General features: G+C 67.1%; 8 protein-coding genes. 7 read left to right on the forward strand and 1 reads right to left on the reverse strand.

The genetic code is table 11. The annotated features are described in order from the left end of the window. Positions 1 to 26: 26 nt before the first annotated feature. Entirely contained in the window at positions 27 to 2,834 is a 2,808-nt protein-coding gene (locus JAO74_RS00740; RefSeq protein ID WP_199035059.1) for a ribonuclease E/G, read from the reverse strand. A 464-nt stretch (positions 2,835 to 3,298) separates the two neighbouring features. On the opposite strand from JAO74_RS00740, the gene JAO74_RS00745 reads away from it, so the two are divergent. The 7 genes from JAO74_RS00745 to JAO74_RS00775 all read left to right on the forward strand — a co-directional run bounded on the left by JAO74_RS00745 (position 3,299) and on the right by JAO74_RS00775 (position 11,139). Beyond that, on the forward strand, positions 3,299 to 4,588 hold the full coding sequence (locus JAO74_RS00745; protein ID WP_233150528.1) for an N-acetylmuramoyl-L-alanine amidase: 1,290 nt from the start codon (positions 3,299 to 3,301) through the stop codon (positions 4,586 to 4,588). 306 nt (positions 4,589 to 4,894) lie between these two features. Then, positions 4,895 to 7,336 carry a penicillin-binding protein 1A gene (locus JAO74_RS00750; RefSeq protein WP_416194273.1) on the forward strand — a complete coding sequence of 814 codons (2,442 nt, stop codon included), beginning with the start codon at positions 4,895 to 4,897 and terminating at the stop codon, positions 7,334 to 7,336. A gap of 60 nt (positions 7,337 to 7,396) precedes the next feature. Beyond that, complete coding sequence (gene prfB / locus JAO74_RS00755; protein ID WP_199034062.1) at positions 7,397 to 8,524, forward strand: peptide chain release factor 2; 1,128 nt, start codon at positions 7,397 to 7,399, stop codon at positions 8,522 to 8,524. Next, the gene (locus tag JAO74_RS00760; RefSeq protein WP_416194261.1) at positions 8,521 to 9,285 is read left to right on the forward strand and encodes a class I SAM-dependent methyltransferase; all 765 of its coding nucleotides are present in this window, start codon (positions 8,521 to 8,523) and stop codon (positions 9,283 to 9,285) included. The genes prfB and JAO74_RS00760 overlap by 4 nt, the downstream gene beginning before the upstream one ends. Next, on the forward strand, positions 9,282 to 10,076 hold the full coding sequence (locus JAO74_RS00765; RefSeq protein WP_199034064.1) for a thymidylate synthase: 795 nt from the start codon (positions 9,282 to 9,284) through the stop codon (positions 10,074 to 10,076). The genes JAO74_RS00760 and JAO74_RS00765 overlap by 4 nt, the downstream gene beginning before the upstream one ends. Positions 10,077 to 10,129: 53 nt before the next feature. Continuing rightward, entirely contained in the window at positions 10,130 to 10,648 is a 519-nt protein-coding gene (locus JAO74_RS00770) for a hemerythrin domain-containing protein (protein WP_199034072.1), read from the forward strand. Positions 10,649 to 10,680: 32 nt separating this feature from the next. Further along, the gene (locus tag JAO74_RS00775; protein WP_199034074.1) at positions 10,681 to 11,139 is read left to right on the forward strand and encodes a dihydrofolate reductase; all 459 of its coding nucleotides are present in this window, start codon (positions 10,681 to 10,683) and stop codon (positions 11,137 to 11,139) included. Positions 11,140 to 11,146: the final 7 nt, after the last annotated feature.

Raw genomic sequence — 11,146 nt, forward strand, 5'->3', positions numbered from 1 at the left:
CGGGTATCGGACGTGCCCCTGTTCGATCAGGCGCCGAAAGTACGCTGCCACCAGCCGCGGCGGGGGCCGCCGGACTGATCGTCCGGCTCACCCTCGCCACCGGTCGGCGCCGGGTCGGCGTCGGCCGTGGGAGAGGCTGTGGAGGCTACCGGCTCCGGTGCCGGTTCGGCGACCGGTTCAGCCTCCGGTGCCGGCGCGGGCTTCGGGGTGCGCGGCGTCCGTGCCTTGGGCGTTGCCGCCGGTGCGGCGACGGTGTCGGCGTCCGACGCCTTGCGGCGGCCGCGACGCGGCTTGGGTGCCGCTTCTTCCTCGGTCGGGGCGGCGGGCTCCGGTGCTACCTCCGCAGGTGCCTCGACGGCCGTGTCGGCTGCCTTGCGACGCGAGCGGCGCGGCTTGGCGGGGGCCGGTTCGGCTGCTTCCTCGACGGCGGGCGCCGGTGCCGGTGCCGGTGCCTCGGCAACCGTTTCGGGTGCGGCGGCACGGGCGCGGGGACGACGGCGGGTCTTGGGGGCGGCTGCCTCCGCTTCCTCTACCGGTGCCTCGGCGACGGGCTGGACGACCACTTCGACGGGTGCCGGGGTCGGCAACGCGAGCGGATCGGCGACCGGGCCGGCATCGCTGGCATCGGCCGCTTCGGCCGGCGTCTCGACGACAGGCTGATCGTCGTCGTTGGCGACCGAGGCATCGGCCACGGTGTCACCACGGCGACCGCCGCGACGACCCCGGCGACCACGCCGACGACGACCGCCGGTCTCACCCTCGGCCGGCTGCTCACCGGCGAATTCACCGGTATCCACCGTCTCGTCATCGGTCTGGTCGGCGGTGTCGATCTCAGCCTGATCGTCGCCCTGCTCACCCTCGGCCAGCTCGGACTGTTCGCCTGCCGACCCACCTTCGGGATGTGCGCGACCGCGACGACCGCGACGGCGGCGGCGGCGCTTGCCGCGGGCTTCGCCTTCATCGTCACCACGGGCTTCGCGCGGTTCGCGAGGGGCGCGGACGGTGGCCTCTACGGCCTCCTCCTCGATCTCCTCTTCCTCGACCTCGGGCTCCTCGATGTAGTCGTCCTCTTCCTCGTCCATGACGAGTTCGTCGATGCGTGGTGCATGCGCGGGCGGCGGGCCGCTGGCCTCCACCGACATGCGCGCGCCTTCCTCCTCGCGATCCGGGATCACCTCGATCGTCACGCCGTAGCGATCCTCGACCTCGGCGATGTCGGCGCGCTTGCGGTTGAGGACGTAGATCGTCGCTTCGTGGCTGGCGCGCAGCGTGAGCAGCGAACCGCGGCCGCGGGCAGCCTCCTCTTCGAGCAGACGCAGCGCAGACAAGCCGGCGGACGAGGCGGTGCGGACAAGGCCGGTGCCCTCGCAATGCGGGCAGGCGCGGGTGGATGCCTCCAGCACGCCGGTGCGCAGGCGCTGGCGGCTCATCTCCATCAGGCCGAACGACGAGATGCGGCCGACCTGGATGCGGGCGCGATCGTTCTTCAGTGCCTCCTTCATCGCCTTTTCGACCTTACGGACGTTGGACGAGTGATCCATGTCGATGAAGTCGATCACGACGAGGCCGGCCATGTCGCGCAGGCGCAACTGACGCGCGATTTCCTGCGCCGCTTCCAGATTGGTCGCGGTGGCGGTCTGTTCGATATTGTGTTCGCGGGTCGACCGGCCGGAGTTGATGTCGATCGACACCAGCGCTTCGGTCGGGTTGATGACCAGATAGCCGCCCGATTTCAGCTGGACGACGGGGTTGTACATCGCCGCCAACTGGTCCTCGACATGCGCGCGCTGGAACAGCGGCACGGCGTCGGCATACTGCTTCACCTTCTTGGCGTGGCTGGGCATCAGCAGACGCATGAAGTCCTTGGCCTGACGATAGCCTTCCTCGCCCTCGATCACGACCTCGTCGATATCCTTGTTGTAGATATCGCGGATCGCGCGCTTCATCAGGTCGCTGTCGCCGTAGACGAGCGCGGGCGCGGCCGACGTCAGCGTCTTTTCGCGGATCTCGTCCCACAGGCGGGCGAGATAATCGAAGTCGCGCTTGATCTCGACCTTGGTGCGCTGGAGCCCGGCGGTGCGGACGATGCAGCCCATCGACTGCGGCAGCGCGAGATCGGCCATGATCGTCTTCAGGCGCTTGCGATCGCCCGCGTTCGAGATCTTGCGGCTGATGCCGCCGCCATGCGACGTGTTGGGCATCAGGACGCAGTAACGGCCGGCGAGAGACAGATACGTCGTCAGCGCCGCGCCCTTGTTGCCGCGTTCTTCCTTCACGACCTGCACCAGCAGCACCTGACGGCGGCGGATGACGTCCTGTATCTTGTAGCGACGGCGCAGGTTCTGGCGACGCTGGCGCAGCGCCTCTACCTGATCGTCGTTGCTGCCACCCTTGCGTGCCGGACGCGGAGCATCGCCGTCCGATTCGCCATCGGCGTCATCATGGTCGTGATCGTCGTCGTCATGGTCGCCGACGAAATCGCCCCTGCCGTCATGATCGTCGTCGTCATGATCCTCGTCATCGTCCAGCTCGGCGCGCAGTGCTGCTTCCTCGGCGGCGTGTTCCGCCTCCTCGGCCAGCAGCGCCTCGCGATCCTCCTTGGGGATCTGGTAGTAATCGGGGTGGATTTCCGAGAAGGCGAGGAAGCCGTGGCGATTGCCGCCATATTCCACGAACGCCGCCTGCAGCGACGGTTCGACGCGGGTCACCTTGGCGAGGTAGATATTGCCCTTGAGCTGCTTTCGCTCGGCGGATTCGAAGTCGAATTCCTCGATCCGGTTATTCTGTACGACGGCAACCCGGGTCTCTTCCCGGTGGCGTGCGTCGATCAGCATACGCGTGGTCATCAAATGGTCTCCGCGCGCGCGTCGGGCATGTCCTCAAAAAGGGCCCTCGCGCGCGATGATAGAAGGCGACCGGCCGCGAACGGGCCGGAACGCCGGGTTCATGAAAAATCGTGTCTGCGCGCGCGACGTGCCGGGGCAAATGGCCCTGCGGCTGAATCCCGGTCGCGCCGCCGCCGGCCGAGGCCTGGCGGTGTTGCGAAAGGGAATGATACGTCATGCGAGCGTCAACCTGGATTGGCCCGCCGGATGGCGGGCTGGCAGCCCGGCGGCGCGTCCGCGAGATCGCGGGCAACGCATGGGTGCACGCACTAGCTAGCATCGCCCGTCATTCGTCGCAACCGGCGCGATGCGATCGCCGGCGACGTCTTCAACGACCGGAATCCCGTTAACGCCAAGTCAAGGGCGACCCGTGCATCCGGGCGTGCTACATGGCGAGGCGGGAGGCGATCGCGATGATCGCAAAGGGTATGAAGGGCAAACGGGTCTGGACCCATGGCCGTCCGACACGGCATGGACGGCGCGTGCTCGCGATCCTGATCTTTCTGTCGACCCTGTTCGGCGACGTGCCGGCCGCGTTCGCGGCGGCCCTGACGGCGGCGGTGTCGTCGATCGGGTCGAGCGTCACCATCGATTCCGCGCGAATCATTATCCGCTTCGATCGCGGCATGGCGAGCGCGCAGGCGACGCTGGACGATGCGCCGCGACGGATCGCGATCGACCTGCCCGCATCGGTCGCCAGCGGACCGACGCGCGCGACCGGCCCGGTCGCGGCGGTGCGGCAACAGCGGACGACCACCGGCACGCGGCTGGTGTTCGACCTGAAACGGCCCGTGGTGATCGTCGACGGCGGTTTCGACGCGGACGGGCGGGAACTGACGCTGGCGCTGAAACCCGTGGACGAGGCGACCTTTGCCGAGGCGAGCATGGCGGGGCCGCTCGATTTCTTCCCGTTCAACCTGTCGTTCGGGCGGCGGCCGCGATACCGGGTATCGGTGCCGGTGCCGCCACCGGCCAAGGCGCCGCCGCTGCCCAGGGTGCGCGGCGACGATGCCCGGCCGCTGGTGGTGATCGATGCCGGCCATGGCGGCGTCGATCCCGGTGCGATCAACCCCGCCACGGGACTTCGCGAAAAGGACGTGACGCTGCGGATCGCGCGCGCGATCCGGCAGGAACTGCTCGCCAGCGGGCGGGTGCGGGTGGCGTTGACGCGTGACAGCGACAAATATCTGGTGCTGCGCGAGCGGTACGGCATCGCCCGCCGGCTGAAGGCGGACCTGTTCATCTCGATCCACTGCGACAGCGTGGGATCGCCGACCGCGCGCGGCGCATCGGTCTATACCCTGTCGGAGGTCGCGTCGGACAAGGAAGCCGCGCGGCTGGCGGCGCGCGAGAACAAGGCCGACGTGATCGCGGGCGTGAACCTGGGCGAGGCGGGCGAGGACGTGTCGTCGATCCTGATCGACCTGACCCGGCGCGAGACGATGAACAATTCGGCCACTTTCGCCCGCCTGCTGGGTCGCGAGGCGCGGACGCTGGTGCCGATGAAGGTCAATTTCCACCGGATGGCGTCGCTGATGGTGCTGAAGGCGCCGGATATGCCGTCGATCCTGTTCGAGACGGGCTATATCTCGAACCCGCAGGACGCCGACTTTCTCGATTCGACCGAGGGACGCGAGCGGATCGCGGAGAGCGTGCGCCGCGCGGTGGAGGTGCATTTCGCCAAGCGGATGGCGGTCCGGTAGGGGTGGGGCTGCTTCAGTCGTTCGTGCAGAGTAGAGACCGAGTAGCCCGAAGGGCGTATCGAGGGCTCGTATCGAAGCACCGTTTCGCGCGCTAACCTGTCCTTCGATACGGGCCTTCGACAGGCTCAGTCCCTACTCTGGACGAACGGTAGAGAGTGGATCAACTGAAGTAGTCTACCCATCCTTCACTCGCCAACCGCGCGGCTGGCGAGCCGCGATCAAGCTGGTATAGGGTCGGGTGATGGTTCGCGTATCTCCCTGTTCGTCTGTATCTGCGATCCGTCGCGCGTCGGGGCATGCCGCGTGATTGCGGGTTGGTGGCGGCGCTGGTGGGTGAAGCTGCTGGCGGTGCTGGTATTGCTCGCGGGTTTTGCGTGGGCGCTGCTGTGGCTGCTGGTCATCCGCGACCTGCCGTCGGTGGATCAACTGCGCACCTATGAGCCGCCGTTGCCGACCAATGTCCGCGGCGGCGACGGCGTGCCGGTGCAATCCTATGCGCGTGAGCGGCGGGTGGAACTGGCCTATTCGGAATATCCGCCGTTGCTGGTGAAGGCGTATCTGGCCGCCGAGGACCGGACGTTCTTCGACCATCACGGCGTCGATTTTCCGGGGCTGGCGGGTGCGGTGGTCGATTACGCGTCGAAGATCGGGACCGGCCGCCGGGCCAAGGGCGGATCGACGATCACGCAGCAGGTGGCCAAGAACCTGTTGATCGGCAACGAATATTCACCGACGCGCAAGCTGAAGGAGGCGATCCTCGCCTACAAGATCGAGGATACGCTGACCAAGGAACAGATCCTCGAACTGTACCTGAACCAGATCGCGCTGGGGCGGAACGCGTTCGGGGTCGAGGCGGCGGCGCATGCCTATTTCGACAAGGAACTGGATCAGCTGACGCTGGCGCAGATGGCGTATCTGGCGATCCTGCCCAAGGGGCCGTCGAATTACGACCCGGTGCGCCATCCCGAACGGGCGATGGAGCGGCGCGATTACGTGCTGCGCGAGATGCTGCGCAACGGTTTCATCACGCAGGGGCAGGCGAGCGAGGCGCGGGGCGAGCCGTTGGGCACGGTGCTGCGGCGGACGCCGAAGTACGAGGCGTTCGGCGGCTATTTCGTCGAGGAGGTCCGCCGCCTGCTGATCGCGCGGTTCGGCGAGACGGCGAAGGCCGGGCCGCTGAGCGTGTACGAAGGCGGGCTGTGGGTGCGGACCTCGCTCGACAAGCGGTTGCAGGAACTGGCGGCGCAGGCGTTGCGCGACGGCCTGATCCGCTTCGATGGGGGACGTAGCTGGACCGGGCCGATCCGGCATGTCGACATCGTCGAGGGCAATTGGCTGCAGCCGCTGCTCAACACCAATATCGGGCTGGATTACAACGACTGGCGTGCCGGCATCGCGATCGCGCGCGAAGGCGATGGCTGGCAGATCGGCTTCGCCAACGGCAAGACGGGGACGCTGCCGCGCTGGGCCGCGCAGATGCCGCGGCGCGGCACCGCCAGCGCCGCATTCGGCGCGATCGAGCCGGGCGATATCATCGCGGTGTCGCCATCCGGCAGTGACTGGGCGCTGCGGTCGATTCCGCGTATCTCCGGCGGCTTCGTGGTCGAGGAACCCGCGACCGGCCGGGTGCTGGCGATGCAGGGCGGCTTCGACGCGCGCATCCAGGCGTTCAATCGCGCGACCCAGGCGATGCGGCAGCCGGGATCGACGATCAAGCCGATCGTCTATTCGGCGGCGCTGGAAAACGGGATGACCCCGGCGTCGATTATCGTCGACGGGCCGTTCTGCGTCTATCAGGGCGCGCGCCTGGGCAATAAATGCTTCCGCAACTTCGCCAATATGCGCGCGGCGGGGCCGAAGACGATGCGCTGGGGCATCGAACAATCACGTAACCTGATGACGGTGCGCACCGCCGCGCAGACGGGGATGCCGCGCGTGGTCGATGTGATGAAGCGGATGGGGATCGGCGATTATCCGCCCTATCTGTCGTTCGCGCTGGGCGCGGGCGAGACGACGGTCGGGCGGATGGTCAACGCCTATGCGATGCTGGCCAATAACGGTCGCGGCAACGCGCCGAGCCTCGTCGATTTCGTGCAGGATCGCCATGGCAAGGTCGTGTTCCCCGACAATTGGCGCCCCTGCGACAATTGCAACGCGCGCGACTGGAACGGCGGGCCGATGCCCCGGCCGGGCAGCCGGATGCGGCAGGCGATCGACGCACAGACCGCGTATCAGATGGTCCACATCACCGAGGGCGTGATCCAGCGTGGCACCGCGACGGTGCTCCGCGATCTCGACCGGCCGATGTTCGGCAAGACGGGGACGACCAGCGGGCCGACCGACGTCTGGTTCATCGGCGGGACGCCGCAGTTCATCGGTGGCCTGTATATCGGCTACGACACGCCCCGGAACCTCGGCGGGGCGGAGGGCGGTACGGTGGCGGCGCCCATCTTCAAGCAGTTCGCGGTCAAGGCGTATGAAGGGCTGGAGAAGCTGCCGTTCCGCGCGCCGGCCGGTATCCGCATGGTGCGGATCGACCGGATGAGCGGGCGGCCGGTGTTCGGCACCTTCCCGACCGACACCGATCCCAAGGCGGCCGTGATCTGGGAAGCGTTCAAGCCCGAGACCGAACCGCGCCGCGCATCGCGTCGAAACGGCCCGGCAGCCACCACCGCCGCGCCTGCCGCGACACAGACCCAGGCGCCCCGCGACAGCGATTTCTTGCAAAGGGAAGGCGGAATCTACTAGCCGCCCTATATCATCAGGTCAGCGGCCGCTGGCCTGATGGATGAGTTTTGGAGAACTGCAATGCGCGCCGAAGCGCAGGCTCATGTCGATACGATCAACGAAGCGCTGGCCTTGCTGCGCCGTTTTCTGGATTGGGACCGCGCGCTGCGCCGTCTCGACGAACTGAACGCGCGCGTCGAGGATCAGGCGCTGTGGAACGATCCGAAGGCCGCACAGGAGGTGATGCGCGAGCGTCGCCGGCTGGACGAGGCGATCGCCGCGACGCGCGCGATCGAGGCGGAACTGGAGGGGACGGTCGAGCTGATCGAACTCGCCGATGCCGAGGGCGATACCGCGCTGGCGGACGAGGGCGCGCAGAGCCTCGCCGAACTCGCCGCACGGGCGGATCGCGACAAGGTGAAGGCGCTGCTGGCGGGCGAGGCCGATGGCAACGACACCTATATCGAGGTGAACGCCGGCGCCGGCGGCACCGAGAGCCAGGATTGGGCGGGGATGCTCAGCCGGATGTATTCACGCTGGGGCGAGCGCCACGGCCTGAAGGTGGAACTGATCGACCAGCATTCGGGCGAGCAGGCGGGCATCAAGTCCGCCACGCTGCTGCTGAAAGGCGAGAACGCGTACGGTTATGCCAAGACCGAATCGGGTGTGCATCGGCTGGTGCGGATCAGCCCGTATGATTCAGCGGCGCGGCGGCACACGTCGTTCGCGTCGGTGTGGGTCTATCCGGTGGTCGATGACAATATCGAGGTCGAGTATAATGAGAGCGACCTGCGCATCGACACGTACCGCGCATCGGGCGCAGGTGGTCAGCACATCAACACGACCGATTCGGCGGTGCGGATCACGCATATCCCGACCGGCATCGTCGTGCAGTGCCAGAACCAGCGGTCGCAGCACAAGAACAAGGCGGAGGCGTACAACCAGTTGCGCGCCCGCCTGTACGAACGCGAACTCGCGATCCGCGAACAGGCGGCCAATGCCGAGAATGCCGGCAAGACCGATATCGGCTGGGGCCACCAGATCCGGTCCTATGTCCTGCAACCGTATCAGATGGTGAAGGACCTGCGCACCGGGATCGTTTCGACCAGTCCGTCCGACGTGCTGGACGGCGATCTCGATCCGTTCATGGCGGCGGCGCTGTCGCAGCGGGTCACGGGCGAGGTGGCCGAGGTGGAGGACGTGGATTGAGCCTGCCCCGGACCGGATTGCTGGCTGTCCTGTCGCTGGGCGTCCTGTCGCTGGGCGCGTGCGACGGGTCCAAGCCGCTGATCAAGCGCGAGCCGGAACAGCCCGAATTTCCGGTCGCCGACCGGCCGGTGGCGCATATCGTGTCGCCGCGCTGGTCGAACGAGGAAGCGCGCGACCGGGTGCGCGAGGCGGCGACGGTGATGGACAAGGCGTCGATCCGTTCCGGTATGACGGTCGCCGATATCGGCGCGGGCGAGGGATATTACACGATCCGCCTCGCCGCGCGGGTGGGCGAGGACGGGCGGGTGCTGGCGGAGGACGTGGTCGCCGCGACCCGCGACCAGTTGGCCGAACGCGTGTCGCGCGAGCGGCTGGAGAATGTCAGCGTGCGGCTGGGCACGCCCGCCGACCCGAAGCTGCCCGACAACAGCTTCGACCGGGTGCTGATGGTGCATATGTATCATGAGATCGAGCAGCCCTACGAGTTCCTGTGGCGGCTGCGGCCGTCGCTGAAGCCCGATGGGCTGGTCGTGGTGGTCGATGCCAACCGCCCGACGCGGGATCACGGCACGCCGCCGGAACTGCTGCGCTGCGAATTCGCGGCGGTCGGTTATGTGCCGGTATCGTTCGAGCCGATGCCGCGTGCGGGCGGCTATTTCGCGACGTTCCGCGTGCAGGGTCCGCGGCCGCAACCGGAAGCGATCAAGCCGTGCCGGATGCAGCCGGCACCCGCCGCCAATCCGGGAGTTGCGCACCCATGAGGCAATATCTCGACCTGATGGACCGGGTGCTGACGACCGGATCGCGGCAGATGGACCGTACCGGCACGGGGACGCTGTCGGTATTCGGCGCGCAGATGCGTTTCGACCTCCGCCAGGGCTTTCCGGTGCTGACGACGAAGAAACTGCATCTACGGTCGATCCTCGTCGAACTGCTGTGGTTCCTGCGCGGCGACACCAACGTGCAGTGGCTGCGTGATCGCAAGGTGAGCATCTGGGACGAATGGGCGGACGAGGCGGGTGATCTCGGCCCCGTCTATGGCAAGCAGTGGCGCGACTGGGAGGCGGCGGACGGTCGCCATCTCGACCAGATCGCCGAGCTGGTGACGACGATACGCGACAATCCCGCCTCGCGCCGGCAGATCGTGACGGCGTGGAATCCGGGCGAGCTGCACGCGATGGCGCTGTCGCCCTGCCATTGCCTGTTCCAGACGCATGTCGCGGACGGGCGGCTGTCGTTGCAACTGTACCAGCGGTCGGCGGACATCTTCCTGGGGGTGCCGTTCAACATCGCCAGCTATGCGCTGCTGACGCATATGCTGGCACAGCAATGCGGGCTGGAAGTGGGCGACTTCATCTGGACCGGCGGCGATTGCCATCTGTATTCGAACCATCTGGATCAGGCGCGCACGCAACTGGCGCGTGATCCGGGGCCGTTGCCGACGCTGGAGATCCTGCGGCGGCCGGATGCGATCGACGCGTATGAGCCGGAGGATTTCGTGCTGCACGATTACGTCGCGCAGCCGCATATCAAGGCGCCGGTCGCGGTCTGATCCGAGAGTAATTCGCAAGAGGAACGCGTCGTCCTGTCCGCGGTTGGGCGGGCATGGACATCACGCAACTCATCCTCGACGAGCATGCCGAACAGCGGAAGCTCTTTTCCCAGATCGAACAGATCGATCGCAGCGACAAGGCCGCGCTGGGTGCGATCTGGAACCGGCTGAAATCGCTGCTCGACAGCCATGCCGAGGCGGAGGAGCGGTTCTTCTACCCGCGGCTGATGGAGATCGGCACCGGCGGTGGCGATGCCGATTCGGCCGCCGAGGAAACCGAGGATGCGATCGAGGATCACAACGACATCCGCGACACCGGCGAGGCGGTCGACCAGCATCCGATCGGCAGCGACGAATGGTTCGAGGCGATCAACAAGTGCAACGAGGCCAATAGCGACCATATGGCCGAGGAGGAACGGCAGGGCCTGACCGATTTCCGCCGCCATGCCTCGCTGGAGGAACGCCATGCGCTGGCGGTGCGGTTCGCGCAGTTCGAGGCGGAGCACCGGATGGGGGTGAAGCCGGTCGACAAGGACCCCAAGGCGTATGTGAAGGAACACGCGCCGAATTGATCCGTGGTGGTGGTCCGGGGCAGGGATGGGCGATGATAAGCTTTCACCTTGCCCGTGCCGACAATGGCGTGATCGGTGTCGATGGCCAGTTGCCCTGGCATATCCCGGCCGACCTGAAGCGGTTCAAGGCGCAGACGCTGGGCCGGGCGATGGTGATGGGGCGCAAGACGTTCGAGAGCTTTCCCGCGCCGTTGCCGGGACGGCGGCATATCGTGTTGACGCGCGATATCACTTGGCGCGCGGACGGGGCGGAGGTCGCGCATACGGTGGCGGAGGCGCTGGCACTGGCTGGCGATGATGTGGCGGTGATCGGCGGCGCGGAGGTATTCGCGTTGTTCGAGCCGGACCGGGTGGAACTGACCGAGGTACATTGTTCGCCCGAGGGTGATGCGCTGGTGCCGCCGTTCGATGCGTGGAACGAGGTGTTCCGTGAGGAGCATCCGGCGGAGGGCGATCGGCCGGGGTATAGTTTCGTGACGCTGGTTCGGTAGGCTTCCT

The sequence above is a fragment of the Sphingomonas mollis genome (assembly GCF_016427505.1).
In the GTDB taxonomy this organism is placed as follows: Bacteria; Pseudomonadota; Alphaproteobacteria; order Sphingomonadales; family Sphingomonadaceae; genus Sphingomonas; species Sphingomonas mollis.

Coding starts and splice junctions, on each gene's coding strand:
- JAO74_RS00775 (WP_199034074.1), top strand. CDS start 10,681: ATGATAAGCTTTCACCTTGCCCGTGCCGACAATGGCGTGATCGGTGTC.
- JAO74_RS00765 (WP_199034064.1), top strand. CDS start 9,282: ATGAGGCAATATCTCGACCTGATGGACCGGGTGCTGACGACCGGATCG.
- JAO74_RS00745 (WP_233150528.1), top strand. CDS start 3,299: ATGATCGCAAAGGGTATGAAGGGCAAACGGGTCTGGACCCATGGCCGT.
- JAO74_RS00770 (WP_199034072.1), top strand. CDS start 10,130: ATGGACATCACGCAACTCATCCTCGACGAGCATGCCGAACAGCGGAAG.
- prfB (WP_199034062.1), top strand. CDS start 7,397: ATGCGCGCCGAAGCGCAGGCTCATGTCGATACGATCAACGAAGCGCTG.
- JAO74_RS00740 (WP_199035059.1), bottom strand. CDS start 2,834: ATGCTGATCGACGCACGCCACCGGGAAGAGACCCGGGTTGCCGTCGTA.